The organism is Marisediminitalea lipolytica, assembly GCF_001758465.1.
GTDB classification, from domain to species: Bacteria; Pseudomonadota; Gammaproteobacteria; order Enterobacterales; family Alteromonadaceae; genus Alteromonas; species Alteromonas lipolytica.
Window position 1 is genome coordinate 496,414 of sequence record NZ_MJIC01000014.1, and the last position, 21,679, is coordinate 518,092.

The window sequence follows — 21,679 nt, forward strand, 5'->3', positions numbered from 1 at the left end:
TGAACGGGTATGATGGGGCGATAGAGCCCCACAACCCTGTTGTTGGAAAGTAGTATGATTGCAGATCAACAATTAGCACAGGAAGAGAAGGACGTTGTCGACCGGTTCGACCTCCTTTCAAAACTGCGTTTTAATCAGGAGACTGGCAAGATCTGGCTGGGCGAAAGCCGTTTGTTGCTATTACATGCCAAAGCCATGATGGAAATCCGCACCCGGTTATTTGATTACCTGGACGCGGAAACGGCCAAGCGTATGCTGATCCGGATAGGCTTTGTTGCTGGCGAACAGGATGCGGATTTAGCCCATAAGCTGGCCGATAATGAAAACAGCTACGACGTGTTTCGTATTGGTCCGGAACTTCATGCCTTTGAAGGCCACGTGCGCTCGCATATCACCGAAGCGGAGATCGACTGGGAAACCGGCCGTTTCTTTGGCGAGGTGATAGTCGAAAATTCCTGGGAAGCCGAAGCACAGTTGCAATCCCTGGGCTTGTCTGATGAAGCCGCCTGCTGGACGATTATCGGTTATGCCTCAGGCTATACCAGCCGATTCTTTCGGCGCTTTATTGTGTTCAAAGAAACCGAATGCATGTGTAAGGGCGATCATCATTGCAAGATCATCGGTAAGCCTGCTGATTGCTGGGATGATGAAAACTATATTGAGTTATTCCGCGATGATCCGCTAAGTCCTTCGCTGCGGGAAATCGAAAAAGAGCTAAGCCAGCTGCGTGGTAAGCGTCAGGTGAAATACGACACCGATGGTCTGGTGGGTGCATCCCCCGAGTTTACCAGTGCGCTGAATTTGCTTAAGCGCGCTGCTGATTCTCCTATCAATGTACTGTTACTGGGTGAAACCGGGGTGGGTAAAGAGGTCTTTGCCCGCTGGTTACACGAGCACAGTAGCCGCAGTGACAAGCCCTTTATTGCGGTAAACTGCGGCGCGATCCCCCATGAATTACTTGAAGCTGAACTGTTCGGCGTGAAAAAAGGCGCCTATACCGGAGCCCAGGAATCCCGCCCCGGGCGTTTTGAACGTGCTGACGGTGGTACATTATTCCTTGATGAATTAGGCGATTTGCCTTTATCTGCGCAAGTTAAATTACTCCGGGTATTACAGACCGGTGAGGTTGAACGCCTGGGCGATGATGAAGTGCGTAAGGTCAATGTAAGGCTGGTCGCGGCAACTAACGTCGATCTTCAACAAGCCATAAAAGAGGGTAAATTCCGCGCGGATCTGTACTACCGAATTGCGACTTATCCAGTGAATATCCCACCACTACGAGAACGTCGTGGTGACATTCTTATTTTATGTAATGCCATGATTGATCGTTTCAGCGCCAGTTATCAAAAACAGCTGAAGGGCTTATCAGGGCAGGCCATGCAGGTGTTAACCCGCTACGAATGGCCGGGTAATGTGCGGGAGCTGGAAAACGTCATTGAGCGCGGGGTTTTATTGGCGAATGATGGGGGATTGATTGAACTTGATCACCTGTTTGTCAATCCGCCGGATGTCGCAAGCGCTGAAGACAGGATCAGTGAAGTCAATGAGCAGGGACTGGTTCAGCCTCTCAACTCGTTGCCTGAAATGAATGATTTCTTCTACGATAAACTGCTTGAGCAAGAGCAGTTTGATCTGGCCCGTCATGAACAACAGCTGTTTGAAGCCGCAGTGCGAAAAGCGAAAGGTAACCTTACTCATGCAGCCCAGTTTCTGGGCGTAACACGTCGACAGCTGGCTTATCGAGTCAACGAAAAGTCACGTTAAAGTGTCATAACACTTAAACCATAACAGGGCGGGTTTGCTTACAGGAGCAGCCCGCTTTGTTGTTTTTGTCCCCCGAGTTTTCCCAATGAACCACTAATGGGTTATTCACAGCTTTTATTTCGGTTATGTATTGAACAAACTGGAACAGTTATTTCCTTTCCACTAGCAAACTTACAAATTTGTAAGGCTACAACATCAAACTAACAAATGCGTTATGCAAACGTTAAAAAATATCTTTGAATATTTACATTAAAAATCAAAATTCTTTATATAACAGTGATTTGTATTTTTGGCATGATACCTGTAACACGTTAATAAATTGTTGCGCTTCAGGGCGCTTATAAGTTCAAAGTGGAGAATAAATTATGGCGATGACAGGTGTTTTACGTCCAGGGCATGTTGCGATTCGAGTTTTAGATTTGGATGAAGCCGTTAAATTTTACAGTGATGTAATGGGACTGGTTGAGACCGGCCGTGACGACATGGGGCGGGTCTATTTTAAATGCTGGGATGAGCAGGATCACAACAGCTACATCATTCGCGAAGCGGATCAGGCGGGTGTCGATTTTGTTGGTTTTAAAGTGTTAGACAACGAAACGCTCAACAAGCTTGAAAAAGACCTGAACGAATTCGGTATCGAAACCCGTCGCATCGAAGCCGGTGAAATGCTCGAAACCGGTGAGCGCGTTCGGTTTACCCTGCCATCGGGCCATGAATTTGAGCTGTACGCCGATAAAACCAAAGTGGGTAATGGCATGGGTCTGACCAATCCGGCACCGTGGTATACCCAAAGTGAGCATGGTATCGCACCGGTACGTCTGGATCATATGTTGTTGTACGGACCAAATATTGCCGAAGTGAAGAAAATTTTCTGCGATGTACTTGGCTTCTTCCTGGTTGAGCGCGTGCTGGGCGAAGACAACGAAACCGAAGCGGCATTATGGCTGTCCTGCTCACATAAAGTTCACGACATTGCTTTTGTTGAATATCCGGAGCCGGGTAAGTTACACCACACCTCATTTTTAATGGAAAGCTGGGAGCGTGTGCTGCGTGCTGGCGACATCATGTCGATGAACGAAGTGGCCGTTGATATTGGCCCGACCCGTCATGGTATCACCCGCGGCTGCACCATCTACGCCTGGGATCCATCCGGTAACCGTTTCGAGACCTTCATGGGCGGTTATCACCCTTATCCTGATTACGAAACTATCACCTGGACCTGGGATAACTTTGCCCAGGGGCTGGATTATCCACAGCGTAAATTGCACGAGAGCTTCCTGACTGTGGTGAGCTAACGGAACTAACCTGAGGACAAATCATGAACGACAGTATTGCAGCACCTAAAGAGCAATTCGACACCTCGCTACATTACGTGCGGGTGACAGGCAAACGGGACGACGGTTTTGTTGAGTTTGATTTCAGTGTGGGTCTGCCCGAAGTGGCGCTGGAGATGGTGCTTAAACAACAGGATTTTGAACAGTTCTGTAAAGAGCAAAATGTGATTTTTCTCGATGAGGAAGCAATCGCTTCTGATGATGAAGAGAAAAACGCTTTCCAGTGGAGCCTGCATGATGCCACTCACCATTTTCGTGGTGAGTAGGGCAGACAAGTTTAGAGGAAAACAGTTATGCAAATAGATGTACAAACGGTCAGTATCGAGCAAAAGAACAAGGCGTTCTCGCATTTAATCAAGCGCTTTGGTGATAAAAAAATCCCGTCGCGTTATCAGGAAGCCAGTTACGACCTGCAGGCCGTTGAGAATCTGCATTATCGTCCTACCTGGGCACCAGAGCAGGAACTTTACGATCCTAACTTAAGCAAGATCCGCATGAACGACTGGTACGACTTAAAGGATCCGCGCCAGTTTTATTACAGCACCTACACGCTGAACCGTGCGAAGCAGCAGGAAACCATGGAGTCAAACTTTAAGACAGTGGAAACCCTGGGCCTGATTGAAGGAATGCCGGACCCGGTGCTTGCCATTGTTCAGGATGTACTGATCCCATTACGTCACGTTAATTATGCCGCCAATCTCAACAACACCCTGGTGTGTGGTTACGGCTATGGCACGGTATTTACCCAGCCTTGTGTTTATCACGCGATGGATAACTTAGGGATTGCCCAGTACTTGTCACGCCTTGGTCTGATGATTGGTGATGTGGAAGCGCTGGAAGCGGCAAAACAAGATTGGATGGACAGCGATGCCTGGCAGCCGCTACGTCGTTCACTGGAAGATCTGCTGTGTGTGCGCGATCCGGTTGAAGTGTTCATTAAACAGAACTTTGTACTTGATGGCCTGCTTTATCCACTGGTATTCCAGCGCATTGTTGACCAGAACCTGGTTGAACAGGGCGGTTCAGGTATCTCAATTCTGACTCAGTTTATGACTAACTGGTACCTGGAATCTGTTCGTTGGATGGACTCTGTGGTGAAAACCATGGCGGCAGAATCAGCGGAAAATAAAGCCGTGCTGGAAGAGTGGATCGACACTGCTGCGAACCATTTTACGTCTGTCTTACTGCCGGTTGCTGGCCTGGCCGTTGCGGGCAACGCCGCCGACGATCTGGTAAGCGACGTGCACGATGAATTAATGAAACGTGCCAAAAAAGCCGGTCTGTTTAAGTAGGAATCAACATGTCTAAAGTATTTATCATTTTACAGGCCAACGAAGAAACCCGCTCAATTGTGGATGCTATTGAGCAGGACAATCCGGACGCTGAAGTGGTGCACGAACCGGCCATGGTCAAGGTGCAGGCCGAGGGCCACCTGGTGGTACGCCGCGAAACCATCGAAGAAGAAATTGGCCGTGAGTTCGATATGCAGGAACTCAACATTAACTTAATCACGCTAAGCGGCAACGTCGATGAAGACGAAGACGCGCTGACACTCACCTGGAACAGCTAGGAGACCATCGTGGATATTAAAAAGACCCCCAAGAAACTCAACGTTAAAGAGAAGTATCGCTTAATGACCCGCGATCTGGCCTGGGAGCCAAGCTATCGCGATGAGAAAGAAATCTATCCTTATGTTGATTACGAAGGCATTAAGGTTCATGACTGGTCCAAGTGGGAAGATCCGTTCCGCCTGACTATGGATGCCTACTGGAAGTATCAGGCTGAAAAAGAGCGTAAGTACTATGCGATCATCGACGCTCATGCTCAGAACAACGGCCACCTGAATGTGACAGATGCCCGCTACTTAACGGCAATCAAGTTGTTCCTGCAAGGTATCAGCCCGGGTGAATATTCGGCGCACCGTGGTTTTGCTCGTGTCGGCCGTGAATTTGCAGGCGTTGGCCCGCAGGTAGCGTGTCAGATGCAGTCCATCGATGAAATTCGTCATGCTCAGACCCAGGTACATGCCATGTCGAACTACAACAAGTTCTACAACGGCTTTAAGGATTTTGCCACCCAGCGTGACCGTATCTGGTACACCTCAGTACCCCGTTCATTTTTCGATGATGCCATGTCAGCCGGGCCTTTTGAGTTCCTGATTGCCATTGGTTTCTCATTCGAATACGTACTGACCAACTTACTGTTCGTGCCATTTATGTCAGGTGCCGCCTATAACGGCGATATGGCCACCTGTACCTTTGGTTTCTCAGCGCAGTCAGACGAAGCCCGCCACATGACGCTGGGTCTGGAATGTATCAAGTTTATGCTGGAGCAGGATCCGGACAATATTCCGATTGTGCAGAAATGGATTGATAAATGGTTCTGGCGTGGTTGCCGCCTGCTGACGCTGGTTGCAGCGATGATGGATTATATGTTGCCTAAACGGGTTATGTCCTGGCGTGAAGCGTGGAATATCTATGGCGTTGAAAACGGTAACGCGCTGTTCCGCGATCTGGCCCGCTACGGGATCCGTCCGCCAATGCACTGGGATGACGTGGAAAAATCAATCGATCACACTTCGCATCAAATTATGCTGGGTCTGTATCAGTGGAAATTTGGTACCGCGTTCCACTCATGGACACCGACTGACAGCGACATTGAGTGGTTAAAAGAAAAGTACCCGACCACGTTTGAAAAATACTACCTGCCGCGCTGGGAATATGCGATTGCGCAAAAAGAAGCCGGCGGCGAGTACAACAACTTTGGTCTGCCTAAACTGTGTCAGACCTGTCAGCTGCCTTGTCTGTTCACTGAGCCAGACGATCCGACGCAACTGGCCCACCGGGAAACAGAATATGAAGGCGAGAAATATCACTTCTGCTCTGACGGTTGTCAGCACGTATTTGAACAGGAACCAGAGAAGTATATTCAGGCCTGGTTACCTATGCCGGCCCTTATGCAGGCGCCGCTAAAGGGCGATCTGGCTGCCTGGATGGAATGGGTGAGCCTTGAGCCTACCGCCGCCGGTGAATATGCCAACTCAGAAGATAAAGCGAACTTCGAGAAGTGGCGAAAACAGGTTTCTACCGACTAATCATACGACTAAACAGAGCGCCGCCTGCTCAGGCTGGCGGCCACAGCCTGCCTGAGCAGGCCAAATCAGGAGAATTATTATGGCAGTTGTTGCAATTGGTGAATACAAATTCCCATCGCGGGACAGAGTAGAAAACTATTATGGCCATCAGTTGTTGTTCGCAAGCTGGGACCATCATTTGTTGATGGCAGCACCTTTTATGCTGTTCGGTGCGCCTGATCAAAAACTCGGTGACATTATTGAGCAACAGTTAAAGCCCTTGATGCAGCCGGATCCGGACTTTGACAAAATTGACTGGGATGCCATTGAGTGGACGAAGAGCGGCGAACTATGGACCCCGGACTTTAATAAAACGGTAAAAGAAAACGGGCTGGTGCATAAAGAACAGTTTCGCTTTAAAACGCCGGGTCTATCGACCTTGGTTCCGCCCCAGGGAGAGTAACCATGAGTTTTGAAGTAACCATTGAGCCATTGGGGCAAACCATAGAGGTGGAAGAGGACCAGACCATCCTTGATGCCGCATTACGCGCCGGGATTTATCTCCCTCACGCCTGCTGTCATGGTCTGTGTGCGACCTGCAAGATTGATGTGCTGGATGGCGAAGTGGACCACGGCGAAGCATCCAGCTTCGCGCTTATGGATTTCGAGCGTGACGAGAATAAATGCCTGGCTTGTTGTGCCATTCCGGAAAGCGATCTGGTGATCGAAGCGGAGATTGAGGAAGACCCTGACTCCCGCAATCTGCCGGTACAGGATTATCAGTGCACCGTCAGTCGCATTGAAGATCTGACGCCCACCATCAAGGGTATCTGGCTGAAAATAGAAGATGCCGAGGGTATCGATTTTCAGGCTGGTCAGTATATCAACCTTAATTTACCTGACGATATTGGCAGCCGGGCGTTTTCAATCGCCAGTATTCCTGAGCAATCCGGTGAGATTGAGCTGAACATTCGTAAAGTGCCTGGTGGTGTGGGTACGGCTTATATTCATGACGAACTGAAAGAAGGCGATGCGATCTCCTTTAGTGGTCCCTATGGCCGCTTCTTCGTGAAAAAGTCTGCCGACATGCCCATGATCTTTATGGCCGGTGGGTCAGGGCTGTCGAGCCCGCGTTCGATGATCGTGGAATTGCTTGAAGAAGGCTGTGAGTTACCTATAACGCTGGTGTACGGTCAGCGTACCCGCGAAGAACTCTATTATCATGACGAGTTTTTAGCGCTGGCAGAAAAGTACAGTAATTTTACTTATATACCTGCGCTTTCCGACGCAGGCGATGACGGTGAGTGGAAGGGCGAGGTTGGGTTTGTGCATGAAGCTGCACAACGCGCCTTTAACGGTGACTTCAGTGGTAATAAAGCTTATCTGTGTGGTCCTCCGCTCATGATAGATGCTTGCATTAACACCTTAATGCAAGGGCGTTTATTTGAGCGTGATATCTACACTGAGAAATTTATCTCGGCGGCCGACGCGCAACAGGTACGAAGCCCGTTATTTAAGAATATCTGATTAAACAGAATAGCGTCTGTAGTTTCGGCTACAGACGCATGGAGTCGCGATGACATCCTGTTATTACAAAGTGCAAGCCACAATGCCTGAACGCAGCACGCTAACGGGTAATGTGGCTTTTTATTTTGGTCCCGGAGAAGTGAGTTATCCAGGGGGAACCACCGCTTTGTTGTGCCGGGATTTCTGCCTCTTTTAAACATACCTTTAAAGTATCGATTGGTTTTATAAATGGTATTAGACGGTATGGGGTTGGGAAATTACACTGACTTTAAGTGTTATTGAGTTGTAAATATTAATTTAAGGGCTTGCATAAGCCTTAAGCGAGAGTCCGATATGCGCCAAGTAGAAAATTTTATCCGCGGAGAGTTTGTTGCAGCCAGAGATGGCAAGCGTTTTGACAAAGTATCTCCGGTTACCGGCGAGGTTATCGCCAGCATTGCTGAAGCAGGACGCAGCGACGTTAATGAAGCCGTTTTAGCCGCTAAAGCCGCACTGCAGGGGGAGTGGTCGACCTTTACCACCAATCAGCGTGTTGAGATGCTGTACGAAGTGGCTGACGAAATTACCCGTCGTTTTGAAGATTTTGTTGAAGCGGAAATGGCTGATACCGGTCAGCCTTCGCATGTTATGCGTCATGTGTTCATTCCCCGTGGTGCGGCTAACTTTAAAATCTTTGCTGACACCATCAAAAATGTACCTACCGAGAGCTTTATGCTGGATACGCCGGACGGGGCCGGTGCACTGAACTATGGTGTGCGCACACCAAAAGGCGTTATCGGTGTTATCAGCCCGTGGAATGCGCCTTTTATGCTGATGACCTGGAAAGTTGGTCCGGCGCTGGCCTGTGGTAATACCGTGGTAGTCAAGCCATCTGAAGAAACTCCGCTGACCTCTGTACTGCTGGGCGAAGTGATGAACAAGGTGGGTGTGCCAAAAGGTGTGTATAACGTGGTGAATGGGTTTGGTCCGGATTCGGCTGGTGCCTTCCTGACGGAACACAAAGATGTGGATGCCATTACCTTTACCGGCGAAACCCGCACGGGTACCGCGATCATGAAAGCGGCAGCCGAAGGTACCCGCGATGTATCCTTTGAAATGGGCGGTAAAAATGCCGGCATCGTATTTGCGGATTGTGATTTTGATAAAGCCATCGAAGGCATTTCCCGCTCATCATTCTTAAACTCGGGTCAGGTGTGTTTAGGTACCGAGCGGGTTTACGTTGAGCGCCCGATTTTCGATAAGTTCGTTGCTGCGCTGAAAGAAAAAGCCGAAGCCGTTAATTATGGTAAGCCCACTGATGAAGGCGTTAATTACGGCCCGCTGATCAGTAAAGAACATCAGAACAAGGTGTTGTCTTACTATCAAAAAGCCGTGGAAGATGGCGCAACGGTGGTAACCGGCGGTGGTGTACCTGAAGTACCGGAAGCATTAAAAGACGGCAACTGGATCCAGCCTACTATCTGGACCGGTTTATCTGATGATGCCGCTGTCGTGCGTGAAGAAATTTTCGGCCCGTGCTGCCACATTCGTCCGTTTGATACGGAAGAGGAAGTCATCGGCCTGGCTAACAACACGGATTACGGCCTGGCAACCACCATCTGGACCAAAGACCTGCCTCGCGCTCACCGTATGGCAGCCAAAATCGATGTGGGTATTTGCTGGGTAAACAGCTGGTTCCTGCGCGACCTGCGCACCGCATTCGGTGGTACTAAACAGTCTGGTATAGGCCGTGAAGGCGGCGTGCATTCACTGGAGTTCTACACTGAGCTGCGTAACGTTTGCGTGAAGTTGTAGGAGGCTGATTCCATGGATAACGCTCAAATTAAAAAACTCGGTGACGACCTTTACGAGGCGATGCTGTCGCGCAATACGCTGGTCCCTTTCACCGAGCAATACCCGGATATTACGCTGGAGCAAGCTTACGAAATTCAGCTTCAGTACATCAAGCGTCGCATTGACGCCGGCGAGAAAATAGTCGGTAAGAAAATCGGTGTTACTAGTAAAGCGGTGCAGGATTTTCTTGGTGTGTTCCAGCCTGACTTTGGTCAGCTGACCGACAAAATGGTGTATCAGGAAGGTGAGACTATCGACCTGAACGAACTTATCCAGCCGAAAGCAGAAGCTGAGCTGGCCATCGTACTGAAAGAAGATCTGATTGGCCCGGGCATTACCGCCGTGGACGTTATTCGCGCCACCGATTATGTCAGCCCGTGTTTTGAGATCGTCGACTCGCGTATCAACGACTGGAAAATCAAAATCCAGGATACCGTAGCGGACAACGCATCCTGCGGTGTATACGTGGTGAGCAATATCAAAGCCGATCCGCGCAAGGTCGACATCACCATGGCAGGCATGACCCTGTATAAAAATGGCGAGTTATTTTCTACCGGTGTTGGCGCTGCAGTGCAGGGCTCGCCATTTAATGCAGTGGCCTGGCTGGCCAATACCTTAGGTGAGTTGGGCATTCCGTTTAAAGCGGGTGAAGTGATTCTGTCTGGCTCACAATCTGCGTTAGTCCCGGTGACCGACGGAGACGAACTCGAGTGTTACATCGCCGGCGTGGGTGGTTGTAAAGTGAAATTTGCCGGGAGCACAAAAGTATGAAAACCAGCTTAACCCCAGAACAAATCATCCGTTTTTGTGAGCGAGTGGAGGGTGCTCAGCGCCGTGCTTATGACATTCCCAAACTCACAAACGAATACCCGGAAATGACAGTAGAAGATGGTTATGCAGTACAAAATGCCCTGCGTGCCCGTTTTATTGAACAGGGTGAAAAACTGGTGGGCTGGAAAGCCGGCCTGACCTCAAAAGCGAAAATGGTGCAGATGGGGGTGGATAAACCTTCCATCGGATTCCTTACTGATGCCATGTCGCGCCCGGAAAATACGGCTATCAGCACTGATGACCTGGTACATCCACGGGTGGAATGTGAAGTTGCCTTCATTACTAAGGCAGAACTGAGCGGCCCGGCATGTACCCGCGCTGACGTGCTCGCGGCGACCGATTTTGTCATGCCTGCGGTAGAAGTGATTGATTCCCGTTATGAGAACTTCAAGTTCGATTTGCCCAGTGTTATCGCCGATAACAGCTCTTCAGCCCGCTTTGTGGCCGGTGGTCGCCCTCGTTACGTTGAAGATATTGAGGTCGACGGTATTGGTGTGGCCATGGAACTGAACGGTGAAATTGTTGAGATGGGCTCTTCTGCGGCGGTAATGGGCCATCCTGCCGATGCGGTTGCCATGCTGGTTAACATCTTACATGACATGGGCGAAGTGTTACCCGCCGGTAGTTTTGTCATGAGTGGCGGTATTACTGCGGCAGTGGCGGTTAAGCCGGGTGACAACGTGATCGCCCGTTACCAGGATTTAGGCAGCGTCAGTCTGCGCTTCGAATAAGCCTGGCCGTAGGAGGAGAACAAAAATGCCAATACTCGAAATGCACCTGATGAAAGGGCGAACGGAAGAGCAAAAATGTAATGCCGCGAAAGCCGTCACCGAGGCACTGGTGTCGTCGCTGGGGGTAAAACGCGAATCCGTTCGTATCCTGATCACCGAACACGGTGAACACGACTTTTTTGTGTCCGGAATGACCATGAAAGAGCGTAGCCAGGCTCAGCTTTCGGCGCAACAGTCAGCCCAACAACCACTGAATGCAGAGGGAAAATAGTAATGAAAAAGATTAAATGTGCGTTAATTGGTTCGGGCAATATTGGTACCGACCTTATGTACAAAGTGATGCGTAGCGAATGGCTCGAGCCGGTTTGGATGGTAGGTATCGACCCTGAATCTGAAGGTCTGGCCCGCGCTGCCAAGATGGGACTGAAAACCACAGCAGAAGGTGTTGATGGTCTGCTGCCGCACGTTGAGGAAGATGGTATTCAGATCGCTTTCGATGCGACCAGTGCCTATGTACATGCTGAAAACAGCCGCAAACTGAATGCTCTGGGTGTGATGATGATTGACCTGACGCCAGCGGCCATCGGCCCATTGTGCGTGCCGCCGGTTAACCTGAAAGAACATGCCGATAAACAGGAAATGAATGTCAATATGATTTCCTGTGCAGGCCAGGCGACCATTCCGATTGTAAATGCCGTGGCTCAGGTACAGGGCGTGGAATATGCCGAAATTATTGCCAGCTTATCCAGTAAATCAATCGGCGCTGGTACCCGCGCTAACCTCGATGAATTTACCTTTACTACCTCTAACGCTATCGAGAAAGTGGGGGGCGCGAAACGCGGTAAAGCGCTCTGCGTCATCAATCCGGCTGATCCACCTATCATCATGCGTAATACCATTTACTGCCTGACCGAAGGCGAGCCGGATGAAGTGGCGATTCGTGATTCCATTCTGAAGATGATCGAAGAAGTGCAGAAATACGTGCCGGGCTACAAGCTGGTTAACGGGCCAAGTTTTGATGGCAACAAAGTTGCGGTCTTTATGGAAGTGGCTGGCCTGGGTGATTACCTGCCGAAATATGCCGGTAACCTGGACATCATGACCGCCGCGGCCACCCGTACGGCAGAAATGTTTGCCGAAGAAATTGCTAACGGCACCATCAAGTTAACCCCAGTGGAGGCAGCGTAATGAGCGATAAGAATATTATTTTACATGACATGTGCCTGCGCGATGGTATGCATGCGAAGAAAGAGCAAATCAGCGTAGAGCAAATGGTTAAAGTCGCAAAAGCGATGGATAATGCCGGCGTACCCTACATTCAGGTTACTCACGGTGCCGGCCTTGGCGGAAACTCATTACAGCATGGCTTTGCCCTTGCCAGTAATGAGGAGTACATCAGTGCAGTGGCAGATGCGGTTAAGCAAACCATTATTTCTGTGCTGCTGATCCCAGGCCTTGGCACCATGAAAGAGCTGAAGTCAGCTTATGAAAGTGGCGCACGTAGTGTGCACGTAGCGACTCACTGTACCGAAGCTGACACCTCACCCCAGCACATCGCTTTTGCGCGTGAATTAGGCATGGATACTTCAGGCTTTTTGATGATGTCGCACTTAAACACACCAAAAGGTCTGACAGAGCAAGCCTTACTGATGGAATCTTACGGTGCTAATACCGTCTACATCACCGACTCTGCTGGTTACATGTTGCCGGCAGACGTTACCGAAATCATCGGCATGCTGCGTAATGAACTGAAACCTGAAACTGAAATTGGCTTCCACGGCCACCATAACATGGGTATGGGCGTAGCGAACTCCGTTGCCGCAATTGAAGCTGGCGCGACCCGTATTGACGCTTCTGTCGCTGGTCTTGGTGCCGGTGCAGGCAACACGCCACTGGAAGTACTGGCGGCAGTGCTGGAGCGTATGAATATCCCCACCGGTCTTGATTTGTTCAGGCTGATGGATATCGCTGAAGACATTATCACGCCGATGATGGATCACATGGTAAGAATCGACCGTGATTCTCTCACGCTGGGTTATGCCGGGGTTTACTCCACCTTCTTACTCCACGCTAAGAAGGCCGCGGAAAAATATGGCTTATCTGCCCGTGACATTCTGGTAGAGCTGGGCCGTAAGAAAATGATCGGTGGCCAGGAAGATATGATCCAGGATACCGCCATGACACTGGCCAAAGAAAAAGGCCTGTTAAAAGAAGCTGTATAAAGGTGCCCTATGCCTGATAAAAATCTCGCCATTGTCGTTGGTGCTACCGGCACTTTTGGTGTGGAAATTGTTCGTCAGTTAGTTGAAAACGGCCTGCATGTGCTGGCCGTTGGCCGCAGCGCCGATTCACTGGCGAGTCTCACTGAACGCTTTAATGACGTCAGTGTGGTCCAGGCTGATATCAGTCAGGACAGTGCGATTGAAGCCATTAAATCCGCGATTACCGCGCCGGTAAAAATGCTGGTACACGGCCCCGGCGTGGCGGTTGCTGGTGGCATTCTGAAAGCCCCTACAGCAGCTATGGTGGATGCCGTGAACATTAAAGTCGGCGGTATTTTACGATTAAGTCGCGCCGCCGATGAACACTTTACCGACAATGCACGCATTGTTGCGATTGGCGGTCACTATGGTCTGGAACCTACGGAATACGCCGCATCTGCCGGGGTTGCTAACGCTGCACTGGTAAATGTAATGCGTCAGCTATCCTTAGCCTATGGTCGCCGTGGCATTAGTGCCCATACTATTGCGCCGGGGCCAGCCGACAGTGAACGCTTGCGTAATGTGGCAGCGGCTCGCGCTGAGCAACGTGGTATCAGCGTAGATGACGTACTGGATGAACTGCTTGATGAGTCGTCAGTACATCAGTTTACTACGGCTGAACAAGTGGGCTGGGCAGTGTGTAATTTGCTGGACGATCGTGCCATTGGTATGACCGGGTCAACCATTATGCTCGACTCTGGTCGGCGTAAAGGGTTGCCTTAGACCGCCTTTTTCTATCGGGAGTAGTGTTATGCCAATCGTTAAGTTTCATTTAGCTGATAAAGATATCAGCGATGACCAGATTGAATCGGTCATCGAACAGGCCACGCAAATTTATGCTGAGGTGCTGGACAGTCCTGTCGAACGTATTCGCGTTTTTGTGGATTTGCATGCCCCCAACCTTATTGGCGTAGGCGGTAAGCTGGTCAGTAAGGGCGGAAAGAACGCGCCGTTCTTCGAGTTTATTGTGATGAAAGGCCGCACGCTGGCTCAGCGTCAGGCTATCGCTGAACAATTTACTGCCATGCTGGCGGCAACGCTGAATGTGGATCGTGCCGAAATTCGTGGCAACTGCTACACAGTAGAACCGGAAAACTGGAGTATCGCCGGCAGTTTAGCCTCCGAAATTCGCAAGGCTGAAATCGAGGCGCGCGCTAACGCCGCATCATAAGCGGTGAGCGTCAGCAAATTGAATAGGGGAGAGCACCATGTCATTTACGGTCGATATAATTAACACGCAGGAGTCGTACTCCTGCCGTGCAGAAGAATCGCTTTTAGATGGCATGGCGCGGCTGGGCCGAAAAGGGATCCCGGTAGGATGTCGCGGCGGAGGCTGTGGCATCTGTAAAATAAAAATAGAAACCGGAGACTACAGCGCCCGGAAAATGAGTCGCTGTCATATTACCCAGGAAGAACAGGATGCCGGCATCGTGCTGGCATGCAAGGTGTTTCCTGAGTCAGATATCACGCTCAGTGTGATTGGCAAATGCCAGCGCCAGTTTGAACGTAAATGTGTAAAAGCCGAATCCTTTTTGCTGGCGACCAGCGAAAGCACAGAGTAAGACTTTTTGCAAAAAAGAGCACGAGGTGCGGATAATTTGGACATTATCAACACTTTTTCTACAGGGCGTTTTCGCCCTGTTTTTTTGTCTGCAAATATTTCACAGTGCGTTGCGTTATTGCTCGCTTAAGCACGGGCTGCTCCAAAAGCTTCCCAATTTGTCTAGCAATTTCAGCTAATTAATTAATGGTCTGAAACTTGAATTTAATTTGGTAAGAAATGGTAATAATTGTTAAGACTTGCGAAAGACGAGGTGCGATATGTCTGACTCAACCCCAAATTTTCGAACCACCTTTATTCCGGCAGAAAATGTACAGATCGCTTCTGTTTACGAAACAGAGCGAAGCGCCAGACAAGCTATAAAGCATGTGGTGGATTCATCCAGCATTGATGCCGAACAGGTCACGTTGATTGAGCCCGGTGACAGTGAATTTAACCGTAAGCTGGAAGGGGACAGTAAAGCTCTGGGTAAAATGATGTGGTTTTCGCATCTGCTGTTAGGTGCTGCTGGTCTGGCCGTTGGGCTGATCACGGCTTACCTGCTGGTTAGTATTGGTCCGGCACTGACGCAACAGAATCCAACCTTTACCTACATTGCGTTAATCTCACCAGGCATCTTTATTGGCTTGTTTGTTGCTGGATTACTGAGCTTGCGTCCGGACCGAACGCAAATTATTGAAGTAGTTCGCCAGGCCTTAAAGGCTCAGCATTATGCTGTTGTGGTGAATTTGCGCGAAGGCCAGTCAGTGGCCAAAATACGCGACCTTTTTGGCCACCATAGCAATAAGGTGGTTGAATCCATCCAGTAATGCATCGCCGCGGGAGTGCGATGCGTTACGCCAACCAGCGACAAGACAAAACGCTCACCTTTGCTGAGCGTTTTGTCGTACCATGGTGACACCACGTATCTATAAGGCATCATCTGTATGGCAATTTATGAAATTACCCATCCTCTGGTTCAGCACAAAATTGGCCTGATGCGAGAGGCCTCTATCAGCAGTAAGGATTTTCGCGAGCTTGCCGGTGAAGTAGGGAATTTACTGACCTACGAGGCAACCCGACATCTGCCGGTTGAGCTGGTGGATATTAAGGGCTGGACCGGAGAAACCCTTAAAGTGAAAAGTATCAAAGGGAAAAAGATTACGGTAGTGCCCATTTTACGTGCCGGGCTTGGCATGCTGGATGGCGTCCTCAAGCTGATCCCCAATGCCAAGATTAGTGTGGTGGGCTTGTATCGAGATGAAGATACTCTGCAGCCGGTGGCTTACTTTGACAAGGTGGTGAAGAATATCGACAAGCGTACTGCGCTGATTGTTGACCCTATGCTGGCGACCGGCGGTACGCTGATTGCCACCATTGATTTACTCAAGCAAAAAGGCTGTCAGAAAATCATGGGCTTGTTTTTAGTCGCTGCGCCAGAAGGCATCGCTGCGGTTGAAGCGGCCCATCCGGATGTGGATATATACACCGCGTCTATTGATGACCGGCTCAATGATAAGGGCTATATTCTGCCCGGACTGGGTGACGCCGGCGATAAGATTTTTGGTACCCGCTAGCAGTACTCTCCACCTATTCCCTCGCGGTTAAAAAACACCTCATCTTAATCAAAAGGTTAAACGATTTAGAACGTTTAACCTTTTGTTTTATGCTAATATTATTATTAATAATTTTTTAAACTTAATGAAATTAAGTCGGTCTTAAGTTACATTAAGTTGGTGCTCTTTGTATTTATTGTTGGGAATCGTTGATACTTCTATGAAAAAGCTTACTTTAAAAGATGTTGCTAAGCAGCTTGGTGTATCCACCGCTACCATTTCCAACGCGTTTAACCGCCCTGATCAGCTTTCAGCTGCCAAGCGCACCGAAATTCTGGATGCCTGTAAAGAGATTGGTTATACCGGCCCAAACCGGGCGGCGCAGATCCTGCGTAAAGGTCAGTCGAATATTGTTGCCCTGGTATTAGCCGACAGCCTTGATTACATGGTAACGGATCCGGTGGCCAGTACGTTTATTCAGGGCGTTTCACGGGTTCTGCGGGAAAACCAGAAACACTTACTACTCTACGCCGGCGATTCCGATTCCATCACCGATGTAGTGGATTTTGTTGATGGTTTTATCTGTTACGGTGCGCCACGAAATGACGCACTTTCTACTCAGTTAAATCAGCAGGGCAAACCTGTAGTAACAGTGGACTTTAATCTGGAAGGCCGGCCAGCAATTAATATCGATAACGAACAAGCCAGTTATGAAGTGGCCAAAGCCGCGATTAAGCCCGGCGATCGGGTTGCGATTCTGGGCTTACGTTTAATTGATTCGCCCAGCACTTGCCGTATTTATGACAGTCCTTTGCTCAATGCTGAATTATCCATCACTCACCGTCGACTGGACGGCTACTGCCGGGCACTGAAGGAAGCCGGTATTCAGGTAGCGCCTGACTGGATATGGAACCTGCCGGAAAACGCCGGTGTGTATGCCGTGCAGGCCGCAAAAGAAGTATTACAAAGCTCACCGCGACCAGACGTTATCCTGTGCATGAGTGATATTATTGCGCTGGAATTATTGCAATGCGCACTGAGCATGGGCATAGATGTACCAGGCGAACTGCGTATAACCGGCTTTGACGGCATCGAAGAAGCGGCACGTACGCGCCCGAATCTTGCCACGGTTTGTCAGTCCAGTGTGCAAAAAGGCATGGAGTCCGCCAGATTATTACTATCCGGCGAAACTGCGTCGGTGACGCTGCCTTACGAGCTAAAGCTCGGTGAGACTATCTAGTCCGGTTCTATTTCGTGGGCAACCTGAGCGTGGGCCAGCAAGGCAAAAAGGCCGGTGCCACCGGCTATGTTGCCCAGTAACGTAGCCAGGATCATAGTTATTGCGTGCGTTACGGCCACTTCGCCTTGCAATACAAGTAAAAACAATTCCGTGGAACCTGCTATAACGTGAGTGAAGTTGCCCACGGCAATCAGATAGGTAAACATCACTACCACAAAAAACGCGGCGTCCTGCACGGTTGGTTTCATCCACACAATACCGGCAATTAAAAAGCCAGAAATTACCCCGTAAGAGAATACCTGCGCGTGAGTCAGTTCGGCATAGTGCCTGGAAATCTCGCTCATTCCCTCAAGGTATTCAGGCGGGACAGTTTGCAGGCTATACATCAGAAAAGCAGCCAGTAAGGTACCCGCCATGTTAGCGATAAAAACAATACCCCACAGTCGCCCCAGGCAGCCAAGCATGGTCCATGAACGGTGTGTCAGCAAGGGCAAAATAACCGTGAGGGTGTTTTCGGTAAATAGCTGTAAGCGGCCCATGATCACCAGCACAAACCCGACGGTGTAACCCAGATTCTCCAGCGCAAACTGACTGTTCCAGCCAGCAAACATGGTGTGCAATATGCCCTCGGCCAGTACCGATGTTGAAATCCCCATACCGGCGGCCACCCCGGACCACCATAATGACATTAACGGGCGTTTGAGTTCTTCCAGTCCTTCCCGATGAATCAGTGCATACAGCGAAATCGAATTTAAGCTCTGGTGTTCGCGGACTTCCTGTTCTTCTTCTGCCGTTAAAGGTGAGTTGTGTGGGCGCTGTGGATTGTCTCCTGACATAAATGTCCTTGCATCGGTTTGCTATGGAAATAATAAAACTGGTACGGGAAAAATGCCGAAAACGATTGTTTTACTTAGCAATAACTGGGGCAGGAGGGGAAAAGTTTAGCAGACAGCCGCGAAAGAAAGCGTCTAACTTATTTTGCTGGTAAAGATCCTCAGTTACATTGGAGCTTTGTTCCAGTGGCGGAAAGGCACCATAACCGGCTAACAGGCAGTGCCAGGATGTGTTGCCAAAATGCGAATCGAGCTGCTGGCGCGCTATTTCCTGTCCCAGATCGCCCCGTCGATACCACACGTTTAGCAGGTGAAATAAGGCGTCCGACAGTTGCTCATTGTGTTGATTGGCCAGCCAGTATTCGCTGTCGCTGCGGGTATTTAATCGATAATGGGCCACAATGTAATCCCTGACTCGCTCAAAGCGTTCCGAGATAATGCGGTTGTAGGCTGTGCGCTGGGTCTCGGTAAAGCCGCCCGCCCTGATATGGTCAATAAAGATTTCAACGCCGGTTTGAACCAGATGCAGCGCTGTCGCCTCCAGCGGTTCTATAAAGCCCTGTGACAAACCAACGGCCAGACAGTTTTTGGCCCAGTGCTCGGCGACCTGGCCTACTTGCATGGTTAACTTGCGTAAATCCGCTTCGTTTTCATTCAGGCCCAGGTGATGACATAATTCGCTGGCGGCCTGATCATCGCTGATAAAATCACTGCTGTACACATAGCCGTTACCCGTTCGGTTAGTCAGGGGGATTTGCCAGGCCCAGCCAGCTGACAGTGCTGTGGAACGGGTTTCTACCGGCAGTTCAGTAAGCGCCGGTGTGGGGCAGACTACCGCCGAATCGTTAAACAGATTAGATTTGAAAGAGTGAAAAGGCACTTTTAACGTTTGTTGTAACAGCAGTGACTTAAACCCGGTACAATCGATAAAAAAGTCGCCTTCGATGACATCACCCTCTGCCGTTTTCAATCCGGCAATATCACCATTGGGGTGGCAATCCACACCGGTAATATTCAGCGCTTTGTGGACCACGCCTAATGTCGCGGCATGACGCTTTACATACTCGCCAACAAGGCCGGAGTCGAAATGGTAGCCATACTCAATGCGAAACGGAAAGTTAGGCGGTGTTTTAGGGCTTAGGTTATGTTTGGCCAGCCAGGCATTAAACAGAAAATCGCCCGGGGTAGTATTAACTGCATGGCCCATCCGGCGATGAAAACAGTTCACATAGAAAAAACGCTCACTGAAGGTGTCTAACTGACTGATAAACGGATGGGCGTAACTGTTTACTTGTGCGGCCGGGCTCCAGCCATCAAAGCGAATGCTGACTTTATAGGTAGCATTGCACGCGGGCATCCAGTCCTCTTCGGCGATGTCCATCTCGGCAAAGAAACGTTTGAGGGTAGGGGTTGAGCCTTCGCCTACACCAATTATGCCGATATCTGGCGACTCCACCAGGGTAATTTGCAGGGGCCGGTTGAGCCCCTGTTTTGCCAGCAGGTTTGCCGTCATCCAGCCGGCCGTGCCGCCGCCGGCAATGACAATGCGAAGTGGCGCTGATGTCATGCGCTGGTATACCGCTGGATAAATTCATCGTGGTCTAACAGCGAACTCAGCGGCTGCTGTTTCGCCTGATGAATTTGTTGCATGGCGCTGAGCAGGGTGGACGTATCCATGGCATTGACCGCTGCGTGATGATCGGCAGGGAACAGGCCCTGACCCATCATCACCTGAACCCAGGAGGCATCCCGGAAGATATCATTTTGTTCATTGAAAATAGCGGCGGTTTCCTTGAATGCTTCAATTTTTTGCGCCAGTCGGTCAGGAATAGCCATTTCTCGCATTGCCCGCCAGAAGTCACTGTCGTCTCGTTCATTAACGCGGTAATGCAGAATAATAAAGTCGCGAATGGTCTCAAATTCATCTTTAGACTCCGCATTATACATATCAACCATAGTGGGCGAGATCCCATGATTGGGGAACATTTTCATCAGGCGAATAATCCCTGATTGAATCAGATGAATGCTGGTGGACTCCAAAGGTTCCAAAAAGCCGCTGGATAAGCCAATAGCAACCACGTTTTTACACCACTGCTGTTCTGTACGCCCGGTATTAAAGCGAATAGTCCGCGGCGTATCCAGCGCTTTGCTGTCGAGGTTACCCATTAAGGTTTGTGTTGCGTGTTCATCGGCGGTGAACCGTGAGCTGTAAACAATGCCATTGCCGTTACGGTGAGTCAGTGGAATACGCCATTGCCAGCCACAGTCATGGGCTATGCTGCGCGTGTACGGCAAGGTCTGCTCGAAGCGCTCACTGGGGACGGCCTGGGCGGAGTCGGCAGGCAGCCAGTGGCTCCAGTCTTCATAATCCACGCCCAGAGCCTGACGGATCAGCAGGCCACGCAGTCCGGTACAATCGATAAACAAATCGCCGTTAATCTGGCGGCCATCGGTGAATTGCAGTCCGGTAATAAAGCCGCTTTGATTGTCCTGCTGAACATGTTCAATCATTCCCTCAGTGCGGGTAACGCCCAGTTGTTCGGCAAAGCGTCGTAAAAACTGCCCGTACAGTGCCGAATCAAAATGATAAGCGTAGGGCATGTCATAAAGGGGATTCTGGGTATTAATTTTATTGAAGCGGCCTTGCTCACAGGCGAGGTAATTCAAATCGAAATCCCAGAACGACTGAGCTAATCCGGCCGCTCTGGCTTTTAACCAGTAATGGTGAAAACTGCAAAAGCCCATGGTGGTACCCGGGGCGCCGAAAGTATGGAAATAGCTTTCGCCAGGGATACGCCAGTTCTCAAACTTAATCGCGAGTTTAATGGTACCGTGGGTTTCACGTAGAAAGGCTTTTTCATCGATGCCTAAAAAGCGGTTAAACGTCTGGATGGGCGGAATGGTTGCCTCACCAACACCAACAATGCCGATTTGCTCAGACTCTACCAGTTCGATACTGACACTACTGCCCAGTACTTTTTTTAGTAATGCTGCGGTCATCCAGCCGGCTGTTCCGCCCCCGGCAATGACGACTTTTTTTATTGGTGTTGGCATGTTACATCCTTTACGCGTCGATTCTCGCTTTGCTTTTGACTCTAGTGAATTTAAAGTGAAAAGCAAATCGTACAGCACAAAAAAGCCCCACAGGTGCGGGGC

Annotated in this window: 23 protein-coding genes; 20 read left to right on the forward strand and 3 right to left on the reverse strand. The window is 49.9% G+C overall.

Annotated features, from left to right (window positions below; genetic code table 11):
- The first annotated feature begins 54 nt into the window (after positions 1–54).
- The 20 genes from BFC17_RS13200 (at position 55) to BFC17_RS13295 (ending at position 17,690) form a co-directional block, all read left to right on the forward strand.
- Positions 55–1,764 (forward strand): sigma-54-dependent Fis family transcriptional regulator, encoded by a 1,710-nt coding sequence (locus BFC17_RS13200; RefSeq protein WP_070176936.1) that lies wholly within the window; start codon positions 55–57, stop codon positions 1,762–1,764.
- A 365-nt stretch (positions 1,765–2,129) separates the two neighbouring features.
- Complete coding sequence (locus tag BFC17_RS13205; protein WP_070176937.1) at positions 2,130–3,059, forward strand: catechol 2,3-dioxygenase; 930 nt, start codon at positions 2,130–2,132, stop codon at positions 3,057–3,059.
- 23 nt (positions 3,060–3,082) lie between these two features.
- Positions 3,083–3,364, forward strand: coding sequence for a phenol hydroxylase subunit (locus BFC17_RS13210; RefSeq protein ID WP_070176938.1), 282 nt, complete (start codon positions 3,083–3,085; stop codon positions 3,362–3,364).
- 27 nt (positions 3,365–3,391) lie between these two features.
- Positions 3,392–4,390 carry a ferritin family protein gene (locus BFC17_RS13215; protein WP_070176939.1) on the forward strand — a complete coding sequence of 333 codons (999 nt, stop codon included), beginning with the start codon at positions 3,392–3,394 and terminating at the stop codon, positions 4,388–4,390.
- Positions 4,391–4,398: 8 nt separating this feature from the next.
- Positions 4,399–4,668 (forward strand): MmoB/DmpM family protein, encoded by a 270-nt coding sequence (locus BFC17_RS13220; RefSeq protein WP_070176940.1) that lies wholly within the window; start codon positions 4,399–4,401, stop codon positions 4,666–4,668.
- A 9-nt stretch (positions 4,669–4,677) separates the two neighbouring features.
- Positions 4,678–6,192, forward strand: coding sequence for a YHS domain-containing protein (locus BFC17_RS13225; RefSeq protein WP_070176941.1), 1,515 nt, complete (start codon positions 4,678–4,680; stop codon positions 6,190–6,192).
- 79 nt (positions 6,193–6,271) lie between these two features.
- The gene (locus BFC17_RS13230; RefSeq protein WP_070176942.1) at positions 6,272–6,634 is read left to right on the forward strand and encodes a phenol hydroxylase subunit P4; all 363 of its coding nucleotides are present in this window, start codon (positions 6,272–6,274) and stop codon (positions 6,632–6,634) included.
- Positions 6,635–6,636: 2 nt separating this feature from the next.
- Complete coding sequence (locus BFC17_RS13235) at positions 6,637–7,698, forward strand: NADH:ubiquinone reductase (Na(+)-transporting) subunit F (RefSeq protein WP_070176943.1); 1,062 nt, start codon at positions 6,637–6,639, stop codon at positions 7,696–7,698.
- Positions 7,699–8,031: 333 nt separating this feature from the next.
- Positions 8,032–9,492, forward strand: coding sequence for a 2-hydroxymuconic semialdehyde dehydrogenase (locus tag BFC17_RS13240; RefSeq protein WP_070176944.1), 1,461 nt, complete (start codon positions 8,032–8,034; stop codon positions 9,490–9,492).
- A 12-nt stretch (positions 9,493–9,504) separates the two neighbouring features.
- Positions 9,505–10,302 (forward strand): 2-oxopent-4-enoate hydratase, encoded by a 798-nt coding sequence (dmpE, locus tag BFC17_RS13245; RefSeq protein ID WP_070176945.1) that lies wholly within the window; start codon positions 9,505–9,507, stop codon positions 10,300–10,302.
- Complete coding sequence (gene dmpH / locus BFC17_RS13250; RefSeq protein WP_070176946.1) at positions 10,299–11,093, forward strand: 2-oxo-3-hexenedioate decarboxylase; 795 nt, start codon at positions 10,299–10,301, stop codon at positions 11,091–11,093. The genes dmpE and dmpH overlap by 4 nt, the downstream gene beginning before the upstream one ends.
- Positions 11,094–11,118: 25 nt before the next feature.
- Positions 11,119–11,364, forward strand: a complete 246-nt coding sequence (locus tag BFC17_RS13255) for a tautomerase family protein (RefSeq protein WP_070176947.1) — start codon at positions 11,119–11,121, stop codon at positions 11,362–11,364.
- A 2-nt stretch (positions 11,365–11,366) separates the two neighbouring features.
- A complete protein-coding gene (locus tag BFC17_RS13260; RefSeq protein WP_070176948.1) occupies positions 11,367–12,281 on the forward strand; it encodes an acetaldehyde dehydrogenase (acetylating) in 915 nt (304 codons plus the stop codon).
- The gene (gene dmpG, locus BFC17_RS13265) at positions 12,281–13,315 is read left to right on the forward strand and encodes a 4-hydroxy-2-oxovalerate aldolase (protein ID WP_070176949.1); all 1,035 of its coding nucleotides are present in this window, start codon (positions 12,281–12,283) and stop codon (positions 13,313–13,315) included. Before BFC17_RS13260 ends, dmpG begins: the two co-directional genes overlap by 1 nt.
- A 9-nt stretch (positions 13,316–13,324) precedes the next feature.
- On the forward strand, positions 13,325–14,077 hold the full coding sequence (locus BFC17_RS13270; protein WP_070176950.1) for an SDR family NAD(P)-dependent oxidoreductase: 753 nt from the start codon (positions 13,325–13,327) through the stop codon (positions 14,075–14,077).
- Between the two features lie 28 nt (positions 14,078–14,105).
- Positions 14,106–14,525: a tautomerase family protein gene (locus BFC17_RS13275; RefSeq protein ID WP_070176951.1), complete on the forward strand. Its 420-nt coding sequence runs from the start codon at positions 14,106–14,108 to the stop codon at positions 14,523–14,525.
- A gap of 37 nt (positions 14,526–14,562) precedes the next feature.
- A complete protein-coding gene (locus BFC17_RS13280) occupies positions 14,563–14,916 on the forward strand; it encodes a 2Fe-2S iron-sulfur cluster-binding protein (protein WP_070176952.1) in 354 nt (117 codons plus the stop codon).
- Positions 14,917–15,175: 259 nt separating this feature from the next.
- Positions 15,176–15,724 (forward strand): hypothetical protein, encoded by a 549-nt coding sequence (locus tag BFC17_RS13285; protein ID WP_070176953.1) that lies wholly within the window; start codon positions 15,176–15,178, stop codon positions 15,722–15,724.
- Positions 15,725–15,841: 117 nt separating this feature from the next.
- On the forward strand, positions 15,842–16,471 hold the full coding sequence (gene upp / locus BFC17_RS13290; RefSeq protein WP_070176954.1) for a uracil phosphoribosyltransferase: 630 nt from the start codon (positions 15,842–15,844) through the stop codon (positions 16,469–16,471).
- Between the two features lie 199 nt (positions 16,472–16,670).
- Entirely contained in the window at positions 16,671–17,690 is a 1,020-nt protein-coding gene (locus tag BFC17_RS13295; protein WP_070176955.1) for a LacI family DNA-binding transcriptional regulator, read from the forward strand.
- Here the strand turns inward: BFC17_RS13295 and BFC17_RS13300 are convergent.
- The 3 genes from BFC17_RS13300 to BFC17_RS13310 all read right to left on the reverse strand — a co-directional run bounded on the left by BFC17_RS13300 (position 17,687) and on the right by BFC17_RS13310 (position 21,577).
- Positions 17,687–18,526 carry a formate/nitrite transporter family protein gene (locus BFC17_RS13300; RefSeq protein WP_070176956.1) on the reverse strand — a complete coding sequence of 280 codons (840 nt, stop codon included), beginning with the start codon at positions 18,524–18,526 and terminating at the stop codon, positions 17,687–17,689. The genes BFC17_RS13295 and BFC17_RS13300 overlap by 4 nt on opposite strands.
- A gap of 70 nt (positions 18,527–18,596) precedes the next feature.
- The gene (locus BFC17_RS13305; protein ID WP_070176957.1) at positions 18,597–20,090 is read right to left on the reverse strand and encodes a tryptophan halogenase family protein; all 1,494 of its coding nucleotides are present in this window, start codon (positions 20,088–20,090) and stop codon (positions 18,597–18,599) included.
- Positions 20,087–21,577, reverse strand: a complete 1,491-nt coding sequence (locus tag BFC17_RS13310) for a tryptophan halogenase family protein (protein ID WP_070176958.1) — start codon at positions 21,575–21,577, stop codon at positions 20,087–20,089. Before BFC17_RS13310 ends, BFC17_RS13305 begins: the two co-directional genes overlap by 4 nt.
- Between the last annotated feature and the right edge of the window lie 102 nt (positions 21,578–21,679).

Bases quoted from the DNA above. Each gene is read 5' to 3' on its own strand.
- BFC17_RS13200 (WP_070176936.1), top strand. From the start codon at position 55: ATGATTGCAGATCAACAATTAGCACAGGAAGAGAAGGACGTTGTCGAC.
- BFC17_RS13280 (WP_070176952.1), top strand. From the start codon at position 14,563: ATGTCATTTACGGTCGATATAATTAACACGCAGGAGTCGTACTCCTGC.
- BFC17_RS13240 (WP_070176944.1), top strand. From the start codon at position 8,032: ATGCGCCAAGTAGAAAATTTTATCCGCGGAGAGTTTGTTGCAGCCAGA.
- BFC17_RS13300 (WP_070176956.1), bottom strand. From the start codon at position 18,526: ATGTCAGGAGACAATCCACAGCGCCCACACAACTCACCTTTAACGGCA.
- BFC17_RS13285 (WP_070176953.1), top strand. From the start codon at position 15,176: ATGTCTGACTCAACCCCAAATTTTCGAACCACCTTTATTCCGGCAGAA.
- BFC17_RS13215 (WP_070176939.1), top strand. From the start codon at position 3,392: ATGCAAATAGATGTACAAACGGTCAGTATCGAGCAAAAGAACAAGGCG.
- dmpE (WP_070176945.1), top strand. From the start codon at position 9,505: ATGGATAACGCTCAAATTAAAAAACTCGGTGACGACCTTTACGAGGCG.
- upp (WP_070176954.1), top strand. From the start codon at position 15,842: ATGGCAATTTATGAAATTACCCATCCTCTGGTTCAGCACAAAATTGGC.
- BFC17_RS13260 (WP_070176948.1), top strand. From the start codon at position 11,367: ATGAAAAAGATTAAATGTGCGTTAATTGGTTCGGGCAATATTGGTACC.
- BFC17_RS13220 (WP_070176940.1), top strand. From the start codon at position 4,399: ATGTCTAAAGTATTTATCATTTTACAGGCCAACGAAGAAACCCGCTCA.
- BFC17_RS13270 (WP_070176950.1), top strand. From the start codon at position 13,325: ATGCCTGATAAAAATCTCGCCATTGTCGTTGGTGCTACCGGCACTTTT.
- BFC17_RS13210 (WP_070176938.1), top strand. From the start codon at position 3,083: ATGAACGACAGTATTGCAGCACCTAAAGAGCAATTCGACACCTCGCTA.
- dmpH (WP_070176946.1), top strand. From the start codon at position 10,299: ATGAAAACCAGCTTAACCCCAGAACAAATCATCCGTTTTTGTGAGCGA.
- BFC17_RS13255 (WP_070176947.1), top strand. From the start codon at position 11,119: ATGCCAATACTCGAAATGCACCTGATGAAAGGGCGAACGGAAGAGCAA.
- BFC17_RS13295 (WP_070176955.1), top strand. From the start codon at position 16,671: ATGAAAAAGCTTACTTTAAAAGATGTTGCTAAGCAGCTTGGTGTATCC.
- BFC17_RS13275 (WP_070176951.1), top strand. From the start codon at position 14,106: ATGCCAATCGTTAAGTTTCATTTAGCTGATAAAGATATCAGCGATGAC.
- BFC17_RS13310 (WP_070176958.1), bottom strand. From the start codon at position 21,577: ATGCCAACACCAATAAAAAAAGTCGTCATTGCCGGGGGCGGAACAGCC.
- BFC17_RS13230 (WP_070176942.1), top strand. From the start codon at position 6,272: ATGGCAGTTGTTGCAATTGGTGAATACAAATTCCCATCGCGGGACAGA.
- dmpG (WP_070176949.1), top strand. From the start codon at position 12,281: ATGAGCGATAAGAATATTATTTTACATGACATGTGCCTGCGCGATGGT.
- BFC17_RS13205 (WP_070176937.1), top strand. From the start codon at position 2,130: ATGGCGATGACAGGTGTTTTACGTCCAGGGCATGTTGCGATTCGAGTT.
- BFC17_RS13235 (WP_070176943.1), top strand. From the start codon at position 6,637: ATGAGTTTTGAAGTAACCATTGAGCCATTGGGGCAAACCATAGAGGTG.
- BFC17_RS13305 (WP_070176957.1), bottom strand. From the start codon at position 20,090: ATGACATCAGCGCCACTTCGCATTGTCATTGCCGGCGGCGGCACGGCC.